This is a genomic window from Streptosporangium brasiliense, from assembly GCF_030811595.1.
In the GTDB taxonomy this organism is placed as follows: domain Bacteria; phylum Actinomycetota; class Actinomycetes; order Streptosporangiales; family Streptosporangiaceae; genus Streptosporangium; species Streptosporangium brasiliense.
In genome coordinates this window covers 5,174,368-5,194,719 of the sequence record NZ_JAUSRB010000002.1, presented here as the reverse complement: position 1 = coordinate 5,194,719, position 20,352 = coordinate 5,174,368, and the positions used below count along the sequence as shown (strand labels likewise).

The following is a 20,352-nucleotide window of genomic DNA, read 5'->3' as shown; positions in this document are numbered from 1 at the left end:
ACCATTCGCCGCGGAGCCCTGCCCGCGGCCGCGGGTCAGACCTGGACGCGGCGCTCGATCGCGTCGACGATCTCGTTGATCGCCTCGTCGACCGGCACGCCGTTCTTCTGCTCACCGTTGCGGAAGCGGAAGGAGACCGCGCCGTTGGCGATGTCTTCGTCGCCCGCCAGGAGCATGAAGGGCACCTTGGACTTCTGCGCGTTGCGGATCTTCTTCTGCATCCGGTCGTCGGAGGCGTCGACCTCGATCCGGACACCCCGCTCGCGGGCCTTCTTGGCCAGGTCCTGCAGGTAGGGCGCGTGGGCCTCGGCGATCGGGATGCCGACGACCTGCACCGGGGCGAGCCACGGAGGGAAGGCGCCGGCGTAGTGCTCGACCAGGACGCCGAAGAAGCGCTCGATCGAGCCGAACAGCGCCCGGTGGATCATGATGGGCCGCTGCCGCGAGCCGTCGGACGACTGGAACTCCAGCTCGAAGCGCTGCGGGAGGTTGAAGTCGAGCTGGATGGTCGACATCTGCCAGCTACGGCCGATGGCGTCGCGGGCCTGCACGGAGATCTTCGGCCCGTAGAACGCCGCCCCGCCCGGGTCCATGACGAGCTCCAACTTCTCCGACTCGGCGACCTCGCGCAGCGTCTCGGTGGCCTCCTCCCAGTCCTGGTCGGTGCCGACGAACTTGACCGGGTCCTTGGTCGACAGCTCGAGGTAGAAGTCGTCGAGGCCGTAGTCGCGCAGCAGGTCGAGGACGAACCTGAGCAGCGACTTGAGCTCGTCGCGCATCTGCTCACGGGTGCAGTAGATGTGCGCGTCGTCCTGGGTCAGGCCGCGGACACGGGTCAGGCCGTGGATGACGCCGGACTTCTCGTAGCGGTAGACGGTGCCGAACTCGAACAGCCGCAGCGGCAGCTCGCGGTAGGACCGCCCGCGCGCCCTGAAGATCAGGTTGTGCATCGGGCAGTTCATCGGCTTGAGGTAGTAGTTGGCGCCCTCGAGCTCCATGGGCGGGAACATGCCGTCGGCGTACCACTCCAGGTGGCCGGAGGTCTTGTAGAGGTTGTCCTTGGTGATGTGCGGGGTGTTGACGAAGGAGTAACCCGCCTCCTCGTGCCGGCGCCGCGAGTAGTCCTCCATGACCCGGCGGATCACGCCGCCCTTGGGGTGGAAGACCGGCAGGCCCGAACCCAGCTCGTCGGGGAAGGAGAACAGGTCGAGCTCGGCGCCCAGCTTGCGGTGGTCGCGCTTCTCGGCCTCCTCCAGCAGGTGGAGGTATTCGTCCTGGCGCTCGCGGGACTCCCAGGCGGTGCCGTAGATCCGCTGGAGCTGCGGGTTCTTCTCGCTGCCCCGCCAGTAGGCGCCACCGGAGCGCATCAGCTTGAAGGCCGGGATGGACCGGGTGGTCGGCACGTGCGGGCCGCGGCACAGGTCCTTCCAGCACAGGTCGCCGGTCTTCGGGTCGAGGTTGTCGTAGATGGTCAGCTCGGCGCCGCCGACCTCCACATCGGACCCGTCGTCGGCGTTCGCGCCGCCCTTGAGGCCGATCAGCTCCAGCTTGTAGGGCTCGTCCGCCAGCTCCTCGCGCGCGTCCTCGTCGGAGACGGGCCTGCGGGAGAAGCGCTGCCCCTGCTTGACGATCTCGCGCATGCGCTTCTCGACGCGCTTGAGGTCGTCGGGGGTGAAGGGGTTCTTGACGTCGAAGTCGTAGTAGAAGCCGTTCTCGACGGGCGGGCCGATGCCCAGCTTGGCCTCGGGGAACAGCTCCTGGACGGCCTGGGCCATGACGTGCGCGGTGGAATGGCGCACGATCGCCCGGCCGTCGGCGCTGTCGACCGCGACCGGCTCGACCACGTCGCCCTCGGCGACGGGGGCCGCGAGGTCCTTCAGCTCGCCGTTGGCGCGGGCGGCGACCACGGAGCGGCCGTCGGCCTGCAGCGCGTCGCCGTACGTCGTGCCCTCCGCCACCACACGCTCGGCTCCGGCGAGGGTGATACGTAGTTCTGGCGCGGCGGACACGGTTGCTCCCTGAGAGACGGTGACGTTTGGTCTAGCAACCGATGCTACCGGTGTCCGTCACGGGATATCTCAGGCATCACGCCGCCGGTGATAGCCCAGCGAGGTGAGTTCGGCCCGGGTGCCCCGGAAGACGTTGCGGTCCACAGGGGTGTTGGAGTGCTGGTGGATGGTCCATCTGTTCCACGGTCCCGGCACGTCCGGCCTGCCCTGCGGGTTGTTGGGCGCGGCGATCCAGAGGGGATAGCCCTCCAGCCCGGCGCAGTTGCCGTTCAGCGCGAACGTCAGGAAGGTGTAGATCACCGGCCGCACCCCGGCCCTGGCGGTGACGGCCTGGCACCAGCGGCGGGCGAAACCGGCCACCCGGCGTGGAGGCAGGTGGTCGTTGGTCTCCAGGTCGAGCGCGACCAGGTCGCCGCGGTGCAGGCCGCCCGCCCGCCGCACGGCCGCCAGGAAGTGCGCCGCCTGCTTCTCCGGGTCACCGGCGGGGCGGGCGAAGTGGTAGGCCCCGCAGACGAGCCAGTTCTCCCGCATCCCGGTCCAGTTCCGGGCGAACCACGCGTCGCTGAAGGTGCTCCCCTCCGTCGCCTTGGCGAAGGCGAAGGAGATCCCGTTGTTGGCATGGTGGTCCCAGTCGACGGCGCCCTGCCAGTTCGACACATCGATGCCGTGCAACATGGCGGCCACGCTAATGATCCCCGCGACACGGCACACGCCCAACGCTCCCTCGGCGTGCTGCCATTGCACCGGTTTTGACTAGGCTTGGTCGGCGTGAACACAGCAGCACAGAACTCAGGCGCTCACGGTGCCGGCATCGCGACCATCACCCCCGACGGGACCGTGCTCGACACCTGGTTCCCCTCCCCCCAGCTGGGGGAGCCGTCCTCGCCGGGCACCCGGCGGCTGACCCCGGAGGAGGCCGTCGAGGCGCTCGGCTCCGCGGTCGCCGCGCTGCTCGGCCCCGACGAGGACCGCGGGGTGGAGGTGGTCGCGGTGCACACCGGGATCGCCAAGCTGTCGGAGGCGCCCGCCGACGCCCACGACGCCTACCTCCGCCTCCACCTGCTCTCGACCCGCCTGGTCCAGCCGCACGGGCTGAACCTCGACGGCCTGTTCGGCGTGCTGAGCAACGTGGTGTGGACCAACCACGGCCCGTGCCCCGTCGAGGGCTTCGAGGCCGTACGGCTGCGCCTGCGCGCCCGCGGCCAGGTGACCGTCTACGGCGTGGACAAGTTCCCCCGGATGGTCGACTACGTGATGCCCTCCGGCGTCCGGATCGCCGAGGCCGACCGCGTCCGCCTCGGCGCGCACCTGGCCACCGGCACGACCGTGATGCACGAGGGCTTCGTCAACTTCAACGCCGGGACGCTCGGCGTCTCCATGGTCGAGGGCCGCATCTCGGCGGGCGTGGTCGTGGGCGACGGCTCCGACGTGGGCGGCGGCGCCTCGATCATGGGCACCCTGTCCGGCGGGGGCAAGCAGGTCATCGCCATCGGCGAGCGCTGCCTGCTGGGCGCCAACAGCGGCGTCGGCATCTCCCTCGGCGACGACTGCGTCGTGGAGGCCGGCCTCTACGTCACCGCCGGGACCAAGGTCGTCCTGCCGGACGGCCGGGTCGTCAAGGCCGCCGAGCTCTCCGGCTCCTCCGGCCTGCTGTTCCGCCGCAACTCCACCTCCGGCGCCGTCGAGGTCGTCGCCCGCAAGGGCACCGGTGTGGAGCTCAACAGCGCCCTGCACGCCAACGACTGATCCCGCCGGGCGCCACGCCCGCGAGCCGGGGCGCCGCCCGCCGGGCGCGGCGGCTCCCGGAGATCCCGCCTCCGGGCCGCCCGCCCGACGGTCCCGGCCGCGGACCTCGCATCGATGGGAGTGGCATGACCGGTCAGGGAACGGCGCACGGTGAGCGGGCCGCGCGGTGGGTCACCGGGCTGTTCGCGCCCCAGGTGCTGGTCATCGTGCTGCCCCCGGTCATCGGGCTGGTGGCGGACGGCTGGGTCGGCGCCGGATGGGGGCTGGTGGCCTCGGCGCTGTGCGGTGGGATCCCGGCGGGGGTGATCCTGGCCGGGGTCCGCTCCGGGCGGCTGGACTCCCACCACCTGGTCGACCGGGCGAGCCGGACGCGGCCGTTGCTGGTGGCGGTCGCGGCGGTGCTCGCCGCGCTGGTGCTGCTGGCCTCCCTCGGCGCGCCCCGGCTGCTGGTGGCCACGGTGACCGCGATGCTGGCCGCGCTCGCGCTGACGGTCCCGATCACGCTCAGGTGGAAGATCTCCTTCCACGCGGCGGTGTCGGCGGGCACCGTGGTGGTGCTCGCCCGGGTGCTGCCCGCCGTACCGGCCCTGGCGGCGGGCGCGCTGGTCGTGGCGGCGGTGTGCTGGGCCCGAGTACGGCTCAGCCACCACACGCCCGCCCAGGTCGCCGCCGGCGCCGTCGCCGGCGCCGGCTCGGCCTGGGCGACCCTGAGCGCCTTCGGCCTCTGAGCCGCAGGAGGGGACGGCGCCGGCGGGGCGGGCCGGCGGCGACCGGTCACGGCCGGTCGTCGGCGAGGGCCCCGTCCGCGAGGTCCTTGAACCGGTCGAGGTCCTCGGCGACGTGGTCGATGCCGCGCAGCGGGCCGTGGTCGGCGAGGTGGGCGCGGGCGTAGAGGCGGGCGACCAGCGCCTTGCGGTCGGTGCCGAGCTCGCGGCGCTCCCAGCCGGCCTGCTCCAGCAGCAGCGCGGCGGCGTAGACGTCGGCCATGAACTGCGCCAGCGGGAAGAGCCTGGCCTCGGCGGTGACCGGGTCGAGGCCGCGCCACAGGCCCACGGCCTCCCGCAGCCGGTCGATCCGGTCCGACACCAGCTGCGCGGTGGGGTCGTCGCCGGGCGGCGCGTGCCGTACGGCCTCCGCCAGCCGGTCGAAGAACGGCAGGTGCTGATCTCTTTCGACGGCCCGGCGCACGTCCAGGCAGAGGATGTTGTCACCGCCCTCCCACACCGGGTTGACCTGGGCGTCGCGCAGGATGCGGGCGACCGGCCACTGCTCGATGTAGCCGTTGCCGCCGTGCACCTCGATGGCGTCGCTGGCCGCGGTGACGCCGAGCCGGGCGGCCCTGAGCTTGATCAGGGCCGGGCCGAGGCGCAGCCTGTTGTGGAACCCGTCGAAGACCAGCGCCTGGGCCGCCTCCACCTCGACGATCAGCTCGGCCAGCTTGCGGCGCATGAGCGGCTGGTCGATGAGGGCCGCGCCGAAGGCCTCGCGGCCGCGGGCGTAGCAGAGCGACTCGACCAGCGCGCGCCGGGCGCAGCCCAGGCCCATCGTGGCGATCCCGAGCCGGGCCCCGTTGGTCAGCTCCATCATCCGGCCCAGGCCCTTGCCGTCGCCGGCGCCCCCGTCCCCGCTCCCCGGCGCCAGCAGGAACGCCTCGGCGTCGGTGAACTCGATCTCCGCCGAGGCCACCGACCTGGTGCCCAGCTTGTCCTTGAGCCTGCGGACACGGATGCCGTTGCGGCCGCCGTCACGGCGCTCGCGCAGCACGAGGAAGGGCGCCACGCCCCGGCTGCCGTCGGGGCCTCCCTCGGGCTTGGCCAGCACCACGAAGGCGGAGCCGTTGGCGTTGGAAGCGAACCACTTCAGGCCGTTCAGCCGCCAGGCGTCCCCCGCCGGGGTGGCGGTGGACTCCAGGGCGGCGAGATCGGAGCCGCCGGTGCGCTCGGTGAACATCTGCGCGGCCTCGCCGGAGAACATCCCGTCCGCGAAGATCTCCCTGACCCGTTCCTTGACGTCCTGGGGCGCGAACGCCTCGGCCATCAGCACCACCATGTCGCCGCCGGTGCCGAGCGCGCAGCCCATCCCGATGTCGGCCTGGTAGAGCAGGTAGTTCCAGGCCAGCCCCATGGTCACCGGATCGGCCCCGGCGGCCTTGGCCTCCCGGACGAACTCCGGACGGGTGAAGGCCCCGGCGACCAGGTCCCTGCGGGCCGCCTCGAAGGACGGCGGCATGACGATCCGGCCGACCTCATGGCCCCAGCGGTCGTATCTCTCCAGCCGGGGCGGGTTCCGGTCGGTCTCCTCGGCGTGCTCCAGGATGGGGCCGCTCATCAGCGCGCCCGCCCGTCGCAGGTGCGGCTCCGCCCATTCCAGGGCGTCGGCGCCGAGGTGGCGGCGCATCAGGAAGCGCAGCGTGGGGTCCGAACCGTACCAGTTGAGGCCGGCCGCGCCCGGGTAGCGCCCGGTGGCGTAGCGCCGGGCCTTGTCCGGGCCGCCGAAGGGCAGCCGGTCGACCGGCTCGATGAGGTAGGAAGCCATGCCTGGACATTACGCTTCCACGACACATGATGGAAGGATGTAATATCCGGGCGGATGAGTAAGCTCGGCGGTTGGCATGACGTACGAAGACGACCTGCTCGGGCTCCGGCCGATGACCGCGCGTTCGGTCATCCTCAGCACGCTGCTGGGCACCCATCCCCCGCGGCTGAGGGCCGGCCACCTGGTGCGGGTGGGCGCCCTGTTCGGCATCCCCGAGGGCACGGTCCGGGTCGCGCTGTCGCGGATGGTCGCCGCGGGCGACGTCGCGCAGCGGGAGGGCCACTACGAGCTCAGCGAGCGCCTGCGCCTGCGGCAGGCCCGCCAGGACGAGAGCCGCTCGCCCGGCACCCGCCGCTGGGACGGCGGCTGGGAGGTCGCGATCGTCACCGCCGAGCGGCGGCCCGCCGCCGAGCGGGCCGCGCTCCGGGAGGCCATGGCGGCGCTGCGCCTGGCCGAGATCCGCGAGGGCGTGTGGATGCGGCCGGACAACCTGCGCAGGGCCCGGCCCCCCGTCGTCGCCGGGCAGTGCGCCTTCCTGCGGGCGGTCCCGGAGGAGGACCCCGCCGCGCTGGCGGGATCCCTGTGGGATCTCCCCGGCTGGGCCCGGCACGCGCGGGCGCTGCAGGGGGCCTTCGACGCGGCGACCACCGTCGCCGACCGGTTCGCCCTGGCCGCCGCCGCCCTGCGCCACCTGCTGGCCGACCCGCTGCTGCCGGCCGGGCTGCTGCCCGGCGACTGGCCCGGCGACGGGCTCAGGCACCGCTACGACCTGTTCGAGACCGAGTTCGGGAGCCTCGTCCGCGACCATCTGTAGATCGCGCCCGGTGGGTCACAGCCGGCCGCGGATGGAGCATGATTGCCGTCATGCCGGAAAACGAGAACTCGCTGTGGTCCATCGGGTCGACGGGCTCGATCCTGTCCATCGGGTCGACTGGCTCGATCCTGTCCATCGGGTCCGCCGGCTCGATCCTGTCCGTCGGATCCTTCGGCTCCGCGGGCTCGGTGCTGTCGGTCGGATCCATCGGCTCGGCCGCCTCGGCCCTGTCCATCGGCTCGGTGCTGTCGGTCGGGTCCATCGGCTCGGCCGTCTCGGCCTTCTCCCTCGGCTCCGGGGGCTCGGTGCTGTCGGCCGGCCCGGTCCTGTGGGCGCTCGCCCGCTGGGCCCTCATGTCCCGGCGGCCGGGCGGGCCCGCCCCGGCGGCGGGCGGGGCGGGTCCTGCCCGGGCGGGTTCTACCGCAGGGTCCTGAGGAACTCCCTGGTCCGGCGGTCCGAGGCGTACTCGGCGGCCACGAAGTCGGTGACCCCGGCCTTGGCGAGCGACTCGATCTGGGCGGAGACCGCGTCCTCGTCGCCGACGACCGCCACATCGGCCGGGCTCTCGGCGCCCTCCCTGTCGAGCATCGCCCGGTAGGACGGCAGCCGGCCGTAGACCTCGAAGACCTCGGCGGCCCGCGCCCTGGCGGCCTCGACGTCGTCGGTGACGCAGACCGGGAGCGCGCAGACGATCCTCGGCGCGGGCCGCCCGGCGGCGCGGGCGGCCTCGGTGACGGCGGGCGCCACGTGCTCGGCCACGGTCTTGGGACCGGTCATCCACAGCACGGTGCCGTCGGCCAGCTCCCCGGCCAGCTTGAGCATGCGCGGGCCCAGCGCGGCCACGAGCACGGGCATGCCCCCGGCGCCCGGCGTGGTCAGCCCGAGCCGCGCCTTGAGGGTCTCGCCTTCGAAGGCCACCTGCTCCCCGCGCACCAGCGGCACCAGGACGGACAGGTATTCGCGCATGTGCCGGGCGGGCCTGTCGAAGCCGTAGCCGTACATGCCCTCGATGACGATCTGGTGCGACAGGCCGACGCCGAGCGCGAGCCGCCCGTCCAGGGCGGCGTTGGCCGTGAGCGCCTGCTGGGCGAGGGCCGCCGGGTGACGCGGGTAGGTGGGGACGACGGCGGTGCCGAGTTCGATCCCCGGCACCTGGCTGCCGGCCACGGCGAGCGCGGTCAGCGCGTCGAGGCCGAAGACGTTGGACATCCAGGCGGAGGAGAAGCCGTCGTCGGCCGCGCGGGCGATCCGCCCCCGCAGCCTGCCCAGCACGTCCGTGCCCTCGGGTTCGTTGAGTAACAGTCCGATCCGCATCGTTACCGAACTCCATTCTGGTCGTTGTGGCCAGTCTAGGCACGGGCGGCGGGATCACGTCGGAGCCGTGGGGTGTCGGCGGCGGGCGAGGGTGGTGTCCCAGGTGGCGGCCGGCGTGACGGGCGCGGGGAAGGCGGCCCCGCCGGTCACGGCAGCTCGGTGAAGCGCTCCACCTCTTCGACCCGGCCCGCGATGATGATCACGTCCCCGTAGCCCAGGACGGTGTCGGCCGCGGCGTAGGTGAACTCGTCGTGCTGGCCCTTGACGCAGACCACGGTCACCCCGTATTTGCGGCGCAGCCCGGAGTGGGCGAGGGGGACGCCGACGAACTCCCTGGGGGGCCGGGTCTTGACCAGCGCGTAGTCGCCGTCCACCCCCATGTAGTCGAGCATCCGGCCGTTCAGCAGGCGGGCCAGCCGTTCTCCCATGTCGTGCTCGGGAAGGATCACGTGATGGGCGCCGACCCGCTCCAGGATGCGTCCGTGGTCACGGCTGACCGCCTTGGCCCAGACGTCCTCGATCTCCAGCTCGACCAGCAGGGACGTGGTGAGGATGCTGGATTCGAGGTCGGTGCCGATGGCGACCACCGCCCGGTAGAAGTCGGGCACGCCGAGCTGGCGCAGGGCCTCGATGTCGGTGGAGTCGGCGGCGACGACGTGGGTGAGCCTGCCCGCCATGCTCTGCACCACCTTGGGCCGGCTGTCGATGGCCAGCACCTCGGTCCCCCGGCGGGCGAGCTCCACGGCGAGCGAGCTGCCGAACCTGCCGAGCCCGATCACCACCACGGGATCGTTCCCTCTGCCGGCCAACGGTCGTCTTCCCCCCGGGAGTCCGTAGCTGAAGAAGGACACGCTAACGCAAAAGCGCACCAAAGCAGGGCCGAACGATGACTCCAGAGCGGCGGCCGGCCCGGCCCCGGCGCCGCGGGGGGGCGGGACGTGCGGACGGCGGGACAGGCCGCGCCGCCGCCGGACGGTTTCCGTGATCATTGTCCGGGGACGGGCACCGGCCGGGCCCGGACAGCGGAAAGCCCCCCGGTCGATGTCAACCGGGGGGCTCCTGCCTGCGTCTACCTTCTGTGGGCGATACTGGGATCGAACCAGTGACCTCTTCGGTGTGAACGAAGCGCTCTCCCGCTGAGCTAATCGCCCGCCCTGTCCGGCTCCTCGCGGTGCCGACGTGGAAAACCATACCGCAATCCGGGACCGCTCGCGAAGCGACGGCGGCGACAGAGATGATCATGGGGTGCGACACGGTCATGGACCAAAGGTCTGGGGATACGTCCGGCGGGGGGCTACGGTGTCATAGCATCATCCTGATCCGCAGAAGCACCGAACGACCCGAGCTGGACCTCTATCGCCCGAGACGCCCCTACAGGGGAGTCGACGGTGACCAAAACGATACGCAAAACCCTTGCAAATACGGCCCTGTTGGCGATGTTTGGCCAGGTAGATGCCCAAATGTCGCGCTGTGATGTGTGTTACAGAAGGGCCTGGAGGCGGAATCTTTCCTACAGGTTTCTTTGTTCCGCGTCATAGCTCGGGACACAGTCCGTCAGAGCAGTGAAAGCCCCGAAGAGGGGACCGACGACGAAAAAGGTTTGGCTGACGATGAACAGCGCCACCGTCTCTGCCGAGCTTGGCCTTCGGCTTGTGGTCCCCGACCGTACCACCGTCCCCCTGCTCGCCGGACTCAGCTACACGGCCGATGATCCCTACGCGATCAGAATGGCATTCCATGTGGGGAACGACGAACCGGTCGAGTGGATCTTTGCCCGCGAACTGCTGACAGTCGGCATCGTGCGGCGTGTCGGCGACGGAGACGTCCAGGTGTGGCCCGCGCGCGCCGACGGCGAGCGCACCCTGCACATCAGTCTCACGTCACCGTTCGGACAGGCCCTGTTCGAGGTGCCGCTGGCTCCGCTGACGGAGTTCCTGCACCGCACCTACGAGCTGGTGCCGGCCGGTCGCGAGACCGACTTCATGGATCTCGACGCCGAGCTCAGCAACATGCTCTGGAGCTCCTGACCCCCCGCGCGGGCGCCCCGGCGCCCGCCCGTCCGCTCCGGACGCGCCCTCGTCCTCACCTCGGGGACCCCAGGGCCGTCCCTGAGCACTCACCCCGGGGATTGCAGGCCTGATCCCTGAGCACTCACCCCGGGGACCGCAGGCCTGATCCCTGAACACTCACCCCGGGGACCGCAGGGCCTGGTCCCTGAGCAGCCTCCGCATCCGGGCGATCTCGACCCCCTGCCCGGACAGGACGTCCTTGGCGGTGGCCAGCATGGTCCGGTCCGTGCCCGACCGGAGCTGCTGCCCGGCCATGGTCATCGCCTCCTCGTGGTGAGCGATCATCAGGTTCAGGAAGAGCTCGTCGAAGGCCGCCCCCCGGGCGGCCCTGAGCCGGTTCATCTGCTCCTGGGTGACCGTGTGGCCACCGTGCGGCCCCGGCGGCCGGCCCACCGACCTCAGCCACGAGGTCATGGCCGCGATCTCGGGCCGTTGCGCGGCGGTGATCCGGTCCGCGAGCGTCCGCAGGACCGCCGACGACGACCGGGGCGCGACCAGCGCCGCCATCTCCAGCGCCTGCGCGTGGTGCGGGATCATGCCCTCGGCGAACCGCACGTCGGCCGCCGTCACGTGGGCCTCGGACACGCCGAGGCGTTCGCCCGCCGCCGCCCTGCGGCCCGGGTCGCCCGGGCCGCCCGGGATGATCACCGGCGCGCCGGTGCCCGCCACCAGAGGGGCCCGCTCCCCGGAACCGTCCGCCGCGCAGCCCGCGAGGACCGATGTCATCGAGATCATGACGATAGCCCCATATGGCCAATACATTCCCCGCATACCTTCAATAATGAGGCAGGGCAATTGACGTGATGGGGGCACTGTGCGATCGAGGGTGGCATTCGGACTGGCGGCGCTGCTTGTTGTGGCCGGATGCGGCGCGGATGCCGAGCCACCGGTCCCACGGGCCGTTCCGGCTCCGGCGACCGCCTCGGCGGACGCCCCCGTGAGCGCGACGGCCTCGGGAGACGCCACGCACAGCGCCAACGTCACCCACGTGGCCAACGTGCCGCTGCAGGCGCCGCTCGACGGCCCCCAGTCCTGGGGCACCGACCTGGCCTTCCAGGGCGATCACGCCTTCGTCGGCAACTACGACGGCTTCAGCGTGTTCGACGTGTCCGACCCCGCCAAGCCCGCCGTGGTCAGCCGGGTGCTCTGCCCCGGCGAGCAGAACGACGTCTCGGTCAGCGGGAACCTGCTGTTCCTGTCCGTCGACTCGCCGCGCGGCGGCCCGGAGTGCGGTGCCGGGCCGGGCGGGACCGACGGGCGCGGGGGCTGGGAGGGCATCCGGATCTTCGACGTCGCCGACAAGGCCCACCCCAGGTTCGTGTCGGCGGTCCGCACCGACTGCGGCTCCCACACCCACACCCTCGTCCCCGGCAAGGACGGGGACCGGGTCTACCTCTACGTCTCCTCCCCCGGGCCGGAGCCCCAGTCCGCGACCTGCCCGGCCCCGCACAACAAGATCTCCGTGGTCGAGGTGCCGACCGCCGATCCGGCCGGGGCCCGGGTGGTCTCGGAGCCGGTGCTCTCCGAGGGGGGCGGCGAGGACGGCCTCGGCGGCTGCCACGACATCACGGCCTACCCGGAGAAGAACCTGGCCGCCGCCGCCTGCTACGGCGACGGGATCCTGCTGGACATCTCCGACAGGGTGCGTCCCAAGGTGCTCCAGCACGTGCGCGACGAGGAGAACTTCTCGATCTGGCACTCGGCCACGTTCAACAACGACGCCACCAAGGTGGTCTTCGGCGACGAGCTGGGCGGCGGCGCCAGCGCCACCTGTGACGCCGGCACGCCCAAGAACCACGGGGCGGACGCCGTCTACGACCTCACCGAGGACCGCACGCTCAGCCTCCGCGGCTATTTCAAGATCCCCAGGGGGCAGAAGCCCGACGAGAACTGCGTCGCGCACAACGGGTCACTGCTGCCGGTCCCCGGCAAGGACATCATGGTCCAGGCCTGGTATCAGGGCGGGGTGTCGATCTGGGACTTCACCGACTCCGACAACCCCCGTGAGATCGGCTTCTTCGAGCGCGACCGCGTCGAGGGGCTCGGCGGCTCGTGGTCGGCCTACTACTACAACGGCCACATCTACTCCAGCGACATCACCAGGGGCCTGGACGTGCTCCGGATCGACGACCCGCTGACCGATCCGGCCAAGAAGGTCACGACGGAGGAGCTGAACGCCCAGACCCAGGTGTCCTACCCGCGGTGAGCCGTCACGGGTCGAGGTCGGCGGCGCCGCGCTCGGCGAAGACCCGCATCGCCTTGGCGGTGATCGGGCCGGGCGCGGCCGGCAGCACGGTCTGGTCGACCGCGCGGATCGGCTGGATGTCGCGGGTGGTGGAGGTCAGGAACGCCTCCTCGGCCTCGTAGAGGGCCGACAGCGGGACGTCCTCCTCGGAGCCGCCGCACCACTCCAGCGTGAGCGCCCGGGTCACCCCGGCCAGGCAGCCGGAGGCCAGCGTGGGGGTGAGCAGCCGGCCGTCACGGACGATGAAGATGTTGCTGCCGGTGCCCTCGCAGAGGTCGCCCGCCAGGTTCTCGAAGATCGCCTCGCCGCCGCCCCGGGCCTTGGCGTAGAAGAGTGCCTTGGCGTTGTCGCCGTAGGAGGTGCTCTTCACCCCGGCGAGCGCGCCGCGCTCGTTACGCGGCCAGGGCACGACCGTGACGTCGGCGGTGGCCGGGAACGGCCGCTGCTCGTCGACGATCACCACCGTGGTGCAGCCCTGGTCCCCGCGGTCGGAGCCGAGCGGGCCGGGGCCGCTGGTGTAGGTGATGCGGATCCGGCCGAGCGGCCACTGGGGCGCCTCGGCCAGGCAGGCGCGGACGCCGGCGGCGATCGCCTCGACGTCCGGCTCGGGCAGGTCCATGCGCTGGGCCGACAGCCGGAGCCGGTCAAGGTGGCGGGTGAGGGCGAACGAGGCGCCGTTGACGCACTTGATGGTCTCGAAGACGCCGTCGCCGACCATCAGGCCGTGGTCGAACACCGAGACGGTGGCCTGCTCCGGGCTGATGAGCTCTCCGTTGACCCATACGGGCACCTTCATATGACTCCTCCTGAACCTGCTGGACCTGCCGTGGAAGCGAGCGCGATGAGCCGGGCGGCCTTCAACTCGGTCTCGCGCCACTCGCGCTCCGGATCGCTGCCCCAGGTTATGCCCGCGCCCGTGCCGAAGTGGATCTCCTCGGATGACAGCCAGAACGTGCGGATGCCCACAGCCAGCGACGCTCGGCGCCGGTCTGCGTCAACCCAGCCCACGGTCCCACAGTACGGCCCGCGCGGCCCGGGTTCGAGCTCATTGATGATGCGCAGAGCAGAAGATTTCGGGGCACCGGTCACCGATCCAGGAGGAAACGTCGCCGAGAACAGCTCCGGCCAACCGAATTCCGGCGCGAGCCGGGCCCGGACCGTGGAGACCAGGTGCACCAGGCCGGGGTGCTCCTCGACCTCGCACAGCGCCGGCACGCTCACCGACCCGACCTCGGCGACCCGGCCCAGGTCGTTGCGGACCAGGTCGACGATCATCACGTTCTCCGCGTGGTCCTTCTCCAGCAGGTCCTCGGCGGTGGCCCCGGTCCCCTTGATCGGTCTGGACTCGATCACCGCGCCGTCCCTGGCCAGGTAGAGCTCCGGGGAGGCCGACACCACGCCCAGCCCGGGCAGGCTCACCGTGGCGGCGTAGGGGGCGGGGTTGCCCTCGGCCAGCCGTACGGCCAGCGCCGGGAGGTCCGGCTCCCCGGGCAGCGGCGCGCTCAGCACCCGGCACAGGTTGGCCTGGTAGACCTCGCCCCGTTCGATGTGGGCGCGGATGCCGCGCACGCCGGCCTCGTAGGCGGCCCGATCCAGCGAACTGCGCCACGACGACGGGTGCGGCCCGCGCCAGGGGCCCCGGGGCGCGGGCAGCGGCGCGGACCGGACGTCGTCGAACCTGGCGCAGGTGACCTTGCCCTCGTAGTCGACCACGACGGCCCACCAGCCCGCGCCGTCGAGCGCGGCCAGGTCGGTGGTGACGTCGCGGAGCCGGGTGGCGAGCTGTCCCCCTGCATGCGCAAATGAGTCGTGCACCCCGCTATTGTCCCGCCGCCTCGCACAGGTGGCGCACCAGCGTGCGGGCCGCGGGCAGGGGTGTGGCCGGCAGGACGGTGTAGACGGTCCGGCGCGGGGCGAGGTCGCCGAGGGAGCGGAGCACGAGATCGGGCGGTACCGCCTGCGCGGCGATGGCGGGCACCAGCGTGATGCCGAGCCCCGCCGCGACGTAGCCGAACTTTCCCGTCCACTCGGCGATCCTGACCGTGGCGCGGGGCGCGAACCCGGCGCGGGCGCAGGCGGCGTCGAGCATCGTCGTCCGGCCGGGCGGAGGCGCCTCGATCCAGGTCTCCTCCCGCAGCTCGCGCAGGTCGACGCGGTCCTCCCCGGCCAGCCGGTGATCGCGCGGCAGCGCGACCATCAGCTCGTCCTCCACCAGCTCGGCGAACTCCAGCTCCTCGTCGTAGGGCAGGCCGGCCGGGTAGTCGCTGACCACGGCGGCGTCCAGGCCGCCCTCGCGCATCCGGCGCAGCAGGCCGCCGCTGGGCCCCTCGACCGGGGTGAGCTCGACCTCGGGGAACTCCCTCCGGAAAGCCCGCAGGGCGCCCGGGACCAGCGCGACGTTGGCGGTGGCGAACGCGCCGACACGCAGCCGCCCCCGGTAGCCGCCGTGGATGCCGGCCAGCTCCTCGGCCGCCCTGGCCAACCGGTTCAGGACGACCTGCGCGTGATGGTGGAGCGTCTCGCCGGCGGGGGTGAGCCGTACCCCGCGCGCGAGCCGGTCGAACAGGGGGCCGCCCGCCTGCTGTTCGAGGGAGGCGATGCGCCGGGAGACCGCGGACTGGGTGTAGTTGAGCTGGGCCGCCGCCCCGGTGAAGGACCCGGTGCGGGCCACCGCGTCCAACAGGCGCAGCGCGTCGACGTCGAACACATTCCTCCTTCGCATGGCTTGCATGCAATCTAGTCGCTGGTGGAATACCTCGGCCGTCCCTACCGTGAATCCCATGATTTCTTTCCTCGGACTGGGACATATGGGCGCCCCCATGGCGCGGCGGCTCGTGGCGGCCGGACACAAGGTGACGGTGTGGAACCGCACTCCCCGCGAGGTCGAGGGGGCCGTCGGCGCGGCCTCTCCCGCCGAGGCCGTGGCGGAGGCGGAGCTGGTGATCACCATGCTCAGCGACCCCGCGGCGGTCAGGCGGGTGCTCGCGGACGCGGCGCCCGGACTGCGCTCCGGGGCGCTGGTCGTGGAGATGTCGACGATCGGCCCCGAGGCGGTGGCCGAGCTCCGCGACAGACTCCCCTCACAGGTGGGGCTGGTGGACGCACCGGTGCTGGGCAGCGTGCAGCCCGCGCGGGAGGGCACGCTGACGGTGCTGGCCGGTGGCCTGCCGGAGGACCTGGCGCGCTGCCGGGAGGTGCTGGAGGTGTTCGGCCGGGTCCGGGAGGCCGGCGGGCCGGGCGCGGGCGCGGCGTTGAAGCTGGCGGTGATGAGCGCGCTGGTGCCCGCCCAGGTGCTGCTCGCCGAGACCGTCGCCTACGGCGAGGCGACCGGCGTGAACACCGCGGCGCTGCTGGACGTACTCGGTGAGACCCCGCTGGGGACGCTCGTCGAGCGGCTCCGCCCGGCCGTCGAGAACGGGCCGTCCGAGACGCGCTACGCCCTCGGCCTGGCGGCCAAGGACCTGGCGCTGGCCTCGCACGGGACGCAGACGCTCGCGGCGGCGGCCCGGGACAGGCTGCAGGAGGCGGCCGGGGCCGGGCTCGGCGGCGAGGACCTGACGGCCGTCTTCGGGCACGTCGCCACGGCCCGCCGGACCGGTGTGCCGAAGCTGAACCCGGCGTCGGTCCCGGCGACCAACGGCTACTACTCCCATGCCACCAGGGCCGGCGGCCTGCTGTTCGTCTCCGGCCAGGTGGCGCTGGACGAGGCGGGGCAGGTGGTCGGCGAGGGGGACATGCGGCGCCAGTCGGAATACGTGATGGAGCTGCTGGCGCGCATCCTCGCCGACCAGGGGTGCACCTTCGACGACGTGACCCACATCCGGACGCATCTGACCGACATGTCGCGGGTGTCCGAGTACGGGAGCGTCCGGAGCCGTTACTTCACCGGCGCGCCCCCGGCCAGCACGACCGTGGAGGTGTCACGGCTGTTCCGGCCGGGGCTGCTGCTGGAGGTGGAGGTGATCGCCGCTATGCCAGCGGGCCGGTGACCGACTCGGCGGCGGCGACGACCGTGTTGTCGGCCACCGACCGGACCACGGACTCGATCTCCGGGGCGAGGAAGCGGTCCGGGCCGGGGCCGGGGACCGTCTGGCGCAGGGCGGCCACCACGGCCCCGGTCGCGGGGGCGGGCCGGTGCGGTGCCCGCAGGTCGAGCGCCCGGGCGGCGGTGAGGATCTCCACCGCGAGCACCCGGGTGAGGCCGTCCACCGAGCGGCGCAGCTTGCGGGCGGCCGACCAGCCCATGGAGACGTGGTCCTCCTGCATGGCGGAGCTCGGGATGGAGTCCACGCTCGCGGGCACGGCCAGGCGCTTGAGCTCGGAGACGATCGCGGCCTGGGTGTACTGGGCGATCATGTGCCCGGAGTCCACCCCGGGGTCGTCGGCCAGGAAGGCGGGCAGGCCGTGGCTGCGGGCCACGTCGAGCATGCGGTCGGTGCGGCGCTCGGAGATGCTCGCCACGTCCGCGACCGCGATGGCCAGGAAGTCGAGCACGTAGCCCACGGGGGCGCCGTGGAAGTTGCCGTTGGACTCCACCCGGCCGTCGGCCAGCACCACCGGGTTGTCGATCGCCGAGGCCAGCTCCCGCATGGCGACCGAGGCGGCGTGCGCGAGGGTGTCGCGGGCGGCCCCGGCGACCTGCGGGGCGCAGCGCAGCGAGTAGGCGTCCTGGACACGGGTGCAGGTGCCGTCCCGGTGGGATTCCATGATCCCGGAGTCGGCCAGGAGGGCCCGGAGGTTGGCGGCGCTGGCGGCCTGGCCCGGGTGCGGGCGCAGGGCCTGCAGGTCGGCGGCGAAGACGCGGTCGGTGCCGAGCAGCGCCTCCACGCTCATCGCCGCGCCGATGTCGGCGGCCTTGAACAGGCGCTGCAGGTCGTCCATGGCCAGGATCAGCATGCCGAGCATGCCGTCGGTGCCGTTGATGAGCGCCAGGCCCTCCTTGGCGGCGAGCTCGACGGGCTCGATGCCCGCCTGCTTCAGCGCCTCGGCGGCGTCCACGCGCTCCCCGGACGCGTCGCGGACGACCCCCTCGCCCATGATCGTGAGGGCCACGTGGGAGAGCGGCGCGAGGTCGCCGGAGCAGCCGAGGCTGCCGTACTCGTGCACCACGGGGGTGATCGACGCGTTGAGCATGCCCTGGAGCACCTTGGCGGTCTTCGGGCGGACGCCGGTGTGGCCGGTGGCCAGGGTGTGCAGGCGCAGCAGCATCAGCGCCCGGACGACCTCGGTCTCCACCTCGGGGCCCGAGCCCGCCGCGTGCGAGCGGATCAGGGAGCGCTGCAGCTGGGCGCGGAGCGCGGGGTCGATGTGCCGGGTGGCCAGGGCGCCGAACCCGGTCGACACCCCGTACGCGGGGGTGGGGCTCTCGGCGAGCTCGTCGATGCGGGTGCGGGCGGCGGCCATGGCGGCCACGGCGTCGTCGGTGAGCCGTACGGCGGCGCCGTGCCGGGCCACCCTGACGACCTCGTCGAAGCTCAGCGGCTCCGGCCCGATGTTCACGACCTCGTTGTCGCGCATGGTGTCACTCTCTCGCACTAGGTAACTGGCGTATGCGATGTTAGCCCCTTACAGGCAGAGATCGCCGCTATGTCTTCCCTGTCCGGTCCCTGCCCGATCCGGCGGCCTCCACCGCCCGCGCGCCGGACGGCCGGCCGTCCTTCGGTTTGGGGAGTCGGCGACTATTCGCTAGAGTTCTATCCGTGAGCCGGGCCGGGCCCGGAGACACACGCGGAAGTGGCTCAGTGGTAGAGCATCACCTTGCCAAGGTGAGGGTCGCGGGTTCGAATCCCGTCTTCCGCTCGGAAGGGCTTTAGGGCTCTCACTCCGGTGGAGTGGCCGAGAGGCGAGGCAACGGCCTGCAAAGCCGTGTACACGGGTTCAAATCCCGTCTCCACCTCTGGTTTCAGCGAGGACGATTAGCTCAGCGGGAGAGCGCTTCCCTGACACGGAAGAGGTCACAGGTTCAATCCCTGTATCGTCCACCACCTGTATGGGCAGGTCAGGATCTCCTGACCTGCCCATACGCGTTCCCGGGCCCGATGCCGCGCCCCGGCGGGGCGAGCTCCGATGGCGGCGGGGATGGATGTGCCCCACAATGAGCCTGTGCGGCAGACCCTTGTGGTGATATACACCTCCCGGCTGGAGGAGTGCCGCGACTTCTACGCCTCCCTCGGCCTGGAGTTCCGTCCGGAACAGCACGGCGACGGGCCGCGGCACCACGCGGCCACGCTCCCGGACGGGACGGTGTTCGAGCTCTACCCGGCGGGCGAGGGCGGGGAGACCGGCAGGCTCCGGCTCGGCTTCGTGGCCGCCGGCGCCACCGAGGGAGCGGGGCGGCGCCTGCTGCGGGACCCCGACGGGCGTGTGGTCGAGCTCCAGGCCGGCGACTGGGCCGCCGCGGTCCCGACGGCGGAGTGATCTGCCGGCCCGCGGGGTACGGAGGTGTGCAGGAGCGGGACCGGGCCCGCCGGCGGGACGTGCGCCCGCCCGGCCGGGCCCTGCGAGCGAGGGTCACGGCTCCAGCCGTCACAGGACGTCCGGGGGGTGCCACCGCCGAGGCCGCCGGGCGCCACGGGTGCCACGCCGGTCCTCCGCGGCGCCGCCGCCTCGGGTCCGCGAGCAGGGGGATTCCATGACCGAACACATCCCGGCCCCGGGTGACCTGGGCCGCCGGGTCGCGCATCGCCGTAAGTCCCTCGGCATGTCCCGGGAGCAGCTGGCCGAACGGGCCAGGATCGATCCCGGCTATCTCGGCTACCTGGAGGAGAACGCCGCCTCGCCCGGCACCAGCACCGTCAACCAGCTGGCCGCGGCCCTGGGCACCAGCAGCGAGGAGCTGCTCGGCGGCACCATGGACCTGCCTCCGGGGCGCGGCCCGGCGGGCGGGCGGCCCCGGCTGGAGAAGCTGGAGGCCGACGAGTGCATGCGGCTGATCTCCCCGGGCGGCGTGGGGCGGGTCGCCTTCAACACCCCCGCCGGGCCGGTGGTGATGCCGGTCAACTACGTGATCCACCACGGGGCCGTGCTGCTGCGCACGGCCTTCGGGGGCCCGCTGGACGAGGACCTGCGCACCGGCGTCGAAGGGGTCGAGTTCAAGATCGCGTTCGAGGTCGACCGCATCGACGACCCCAACCGGCAGGGCTGGAGCGTGCTCGTCCGGGGCCCGGCCCATCACATCTCCTCCGAGGAGGAGCAGGCGGCCGTGGTGGGCGCGGGCGTCGAGCCGTGGGCGGGCGGCGAGCGCAAGCTCTACATCCGCATCACCCCCACCGAGATCTCCGGCCGCCGCATTCACCACGTCTCCGCGTAGTCCGCACCGGGCCGTGGCGTCGGTGCGTGGCGTCGGCGTGGCCGGCGACGATGACCGTGATGACCGCCGTGCTCCCCGAGATGACGACGGAGTTGATGATCGGAAGGTAGACGGTCTCCCAGTTCAGCACCTCGGCGAAGTTGCGGAAGGAGAACGCGGAGGTGGGCGTGGCCGACAGGCCGGCCCCGGGCTGCACCGAGGAGAGCAGCACCCACAGGAACGGGCCGAGGAAGGCCAGTGTGATCACCGCGAGGGAGACGAGCGCGGCGCCTCGGACGGCGTTCCGCGTCATCGGTCCTCCACCTTGATCA

General features: G+C 72.3%; 20 protein-coding genes and 4 tRNA genes. 12 read left to right on the top strand and 12 right to left on the bottom strand.

All coding sequences use genetic code 11. The annotated features are described in order from the left end of the window. Window positions 1-35: 35 nt before the first annotated feature. Together thrS and J2S55_RS32320 are read right to left on the bottom strand one after the other, a co-directional pair. Window positions 36-2,009 (bottom strand): threonine--tRNA ligase, encoded by a 1,974-nt coding sequence (thrS, locus tag J2S55_RS32325; RefSeq protein ID WP_306868676.1) that lies wholly within the window; start codon window positions 2,007-2,009, stop codon window positions 36-38. A 69-nt stretch (window positions 2,010-2,078) separates the two neighbouring features. After that, window positions 2,079-2,684, bottom strand: coding sequence for a glycoside hydrolase family 25 protein (locus J2S55_RS32320; protein WP_306868675.1), 606 nt, complete (start codon window positions 2,682-2,684; stop codon window positions 2,079-2,081). Between the two features lie 93 nt (window positions 2,685-2,777). Here J2S55_RS32320 and dapD point away from each other — a divergent pair, with 93 nt between their 5' ends. Together dapD and J2S55_RS32310 are read left to right on the top strand one after the other, a co-directional pair. Next, window positions 2,778-3,755: a 2,3,4,5-tetrahydropyridine-2,6-dicarboxylate N-succinyltransferase gene (gene dapD, locus J2S55_RS32315; protein ID WP_306868672.1), complete on the top strand. Its 978-nt coding sequence runs from the start codon at window positions 2,778-2,780 to the stop codon at window positions 3,753-3,755. A 125-nt stretch (window positions 3,756-3,880) separates the two neighbouring features. Then, window positions 3,881-4,483: a hypothetical protein gene (locus J2S55_RS32310; RefSeq protein ID WP_306868670.1), complete on the top strand. Its 603-nt coding sequence runs from the start codon at window positions 3,881-3,883 to the stop codon at window positions 4,481-4,483. Window positions 4,484-4,529: 46 nt separating this feature from the next. Here J2S55_RS32310 and J2S55_RS32305 read toward each other — a convergent pair whose 3' ends face one another. Then, window positions 4,530-6,290 (bottom strand): acyl-CoA dehydrogenase family protein, encoded by a 1,761-nt coding sequence (locus J2S55_RS32305; protein ID WP_306868668.1) that lies wholly within the window; start codon window positions 6,288-6,290, stop codon window positions 4,530-4,532. 76 nt (window positions 6,291-6,366) lie between these two features. Here J2S55_RS32305 and J2S55_RS32300 point away from each other — a divergent pair, with 76 nt between their 5' ends. Continuing rightward, window positions 6,367-7,104 carry a PaaX family transcriptional regulator C-terminal domain-containing protein gene (locus J2S55_RS32300; protein ID WP_306868666.1) on the top strand — a complete coding sequence of 246 codons (738 nt, stop codon included), beginning with the start codon at window positions 6,367-6,369 and terminating at the stop codon, window positions 7,102-7,104. A gap of 50 nt (window positions 7,105-7,154) precedes the next feature. Then, window positions 7,155-7,538, top strand: a complete 384-nt coding sequence (locus tag J2S55_RS32295; RefSeq protein ID WP_306868664.1) for a hypothetical protein — start codon at window positions 7,155-7,157, stop codon at window positions 7,536-7,538. Here the strand turns inward: J2S55_RS32295 and J2S55_RS32290 are convergent. The 3 genes from J2S55_RS32290 to J2S55_RS32280 all read right to left on the bottom strand — a co-directional run bounded on the left by J2S55_RS32290 (window position 7,522) and on the right by J2S55_RS32280 (window position 9,569). After that, window positions 7,522-8,418, bottom strand: a complete 897-nt coding sequence (locus J2S55_RS32290; RefSeq protein ID WP_306868661.1) for a TIGR03564 family F420-dependent LLM class oxidoreductase — start codon at window positions 8,416-8,418, stop codon at window positions 7,522-7,524. The two genes, J2S55_RS32295 and J2S55_RS32290, sit on opposite strands and share 17 nt — an antisense overlap. A 146-nt stretch (window positions 8,419-8,564) precedes the next feature. Continuing rightward, complete coding sequence (locus J2S55_RS32285; protein ID WP_306868658.1) at window positions 8,565-9,227, bottom strand: potassium channel family protein; 663 nt, start codon at window positions 9,225-9,227, stop codon at window positions 8,565-8,567. 270 nt (window positions 9,228-9,497) lie between these two features. Then, window positions 9,498-9,569: transfer RNA gene (locus J2S55_RS32280), tRNA-Val, on the bottom strand. A 459-nt stretch (window positions 9,570-10,028) separates the two neighbouring features. Here J2S55_RS32280 and J2S55_RS32275 point away from each other — a divergent pair. After that, window positions 10,029-10,445, top strand: coding sequence for an SsgA family sporulation/cell division regulator (locus tag J2S55_RS32275; RefSeq protein WP_012892610.1), 417 nt, complete (start codon window positions 10,029-10,031; stop codon window positions 10,443-10,445). A gap of 159 nt (window positions 10,446-10,604) precedes the next feature. Here J2S55_RS32275 and J2S55_RS32270 read toward each other — a convergent pair whose 3' ends face one another. After that, on the bottom strand, window positions 10,605-11,213 hold the full coding sequence (locus J2S55_RS32270; RefSeq protein WP_306868651.1) for a DUF305 domain-containing protein: 609 nt from the start codon (window positions 11,211-11,213) through the stop codon (window positions 10,605-10,607). 211 nt (window positions 11,214-11,424) lie between these two features. Between J2S55_RS32270 and J2S55_RS32265 the strand changes: the two genes are divergently transcribed. Then, window positions 11,425-12,693, top strand: coding sequence for an LVIVD repeat-containing protein (locus tag J2S55_RS32265; RefSeq protein ID WP_306868648.1), 1,269 nt, complete (start codon window positions 11,425-11,427; stop codon window positions 12,691-12,693). A 4-nt stretch (window positions 12,694-12,697) separates the two neighbouring features. Here J2S55_RS32265 and J2S55_RS32260 read toward each other — a convergent pair whose 3' ends face one another. The 3 genes from J2S55_RS32260 to J2S55_RS32250 are packed head-to-tail and all read right to left on the bottom strand — an operon-like array spanning window position 12,698 to window position 15,439. After that, entirely contained in the window at window positions 12,698-13,528 is an 831-nt protein-coding gene (locus tag J2S55_RS32260; protein ID WP_306868645.1) for an aminotransferase class IV, read from the bottom strand. Then, window positions 13,525-14,547 carry a chorismate-binding protein gene (locus J2S55_RS32255; RefSeq protein ID WP_306868642.1) on the bottom strand — a complete coding sequence of 341 codons (1,023 nt, stop codon included), beginning with the start codon at window positions 14,545-14,547 and terminating at the stop codon, window positions 13,525-13,527. The genes J2S55_RS32260 and J2S55_RS32255 overlap by 4 nt, the downstream gene beginning before the upstream one ends. Before the next feature lie 4 nt (window positions 14,548-14,551). Beyond that, window positions 14,552-15,439: a LysR family transcriptional regulator gene (locus J2S55_RS32250; RefSeq protein WP_306868639.1), complete on the bottom strand. Its 888-nt coding sequence runs from the start codon at window positions 15,437-15,439 to the stop codon at window positions 14,552-14,554. Between the two features lie 73 nt (window positions 15,440-15,512). Between J2S55_RS32250 and J2S55_RS32245 the strand changes: the two genes are divergently transcribed. Next, a complete protein-coding gene (locus tag J2S55_RS32245; protein ID WP_306868636.1) occupies window positions 15,513-16,721 on the top strand; it encodes an NAD(P)-binding domain-containing protein in 1,209 nt (402 codons plus the stop codon). On the opposite strand, the gene hutH is transcribed toward J2S55_RS32245, so the two are convergent. Further along, window positions 16,702-18,249: a histidine ammonia-lyase gene (hutH, locus tag J2S55_RS32240; RefSeq protein WP_306868633.1), complete on the bottom strand. Its 1,548-nt coding sequence runs from the start codon at window positions 18,247-18,249 to the stop codon at window positions 16,702-16,704. The genes J2S55_RS32245 and hutH overlap by 20 nt on opposite strands. Before the next feature lie 210 nt (window positions 18,250-18,459). Between hutH and J2S55_RS32235 the strand changes: the two genes are divergently transcribed. The 5 genes from J2S55_RS32235 (at window position 18,460) to J2S55_RS32215 (ending at window position 20,041) form a co-directional block, all read left to right on the top strand. Next, a tRNA-Gly gene (locus tag J2S55_RS32235) sits at window positions 18,460-18,531 on the top strand. Window positions 18,532-18,557: 26 nt separating this feature from the next. Then, window positions 18,558-18,628 (top strand) — tRNA-Cys (locus J2S55_RS32230). A 13-nt stretch (window positions 18,629-18,641) separates the two neighbouring features. Next, window positions 18,642-18,716: transfer RNA gene (locus J2S55_RS32225), tRNA-Val, on the top strand. A gap of 118 nt (window positions 18,717-18,834) precedes the next feature. Then, a complete protein-coding gene (locus tag J2S55_RS32220) occupies window positions 18,835-19,149 on the top strand; it encodes a VOC family protein (RefSeq protein ID WP_306868632.1) in 315 nt (104 codons plus the stop codon). A 214-nt stretch (window positions 19,150-19,363) separates the two neighbouring features. Next, window positions 19,364-20,041, top strand: coding sequence for a pyridoxamine 5'-phosphate oxidase family protein (locus tag J2S55_RS32215; RefSeq protein WP_306868629.1), 678 nt, complete (start codon window positions 19,364-19,366; stop codon window positions 20,039-20,041). On the opposite strand, the gene J2S55_RS32210 is transcribed toward J2S55_RS32215, so the two are convergent. Then, entirely contained in the window at window positions 19,992-20,333 is a 342-nt protein-coding gene (locus J2S55_RS32210) for an ABC transporter permease family protein (RefSeq protein WP_306868626.1), read from the bottom strand. The genes J2S55_RS32215 and J2S55_RS32210 overlap by 50 nt on opposite strands. Between the last annotated feature and the right edge of the window lie 19 nt (window positions 20,334-20,352).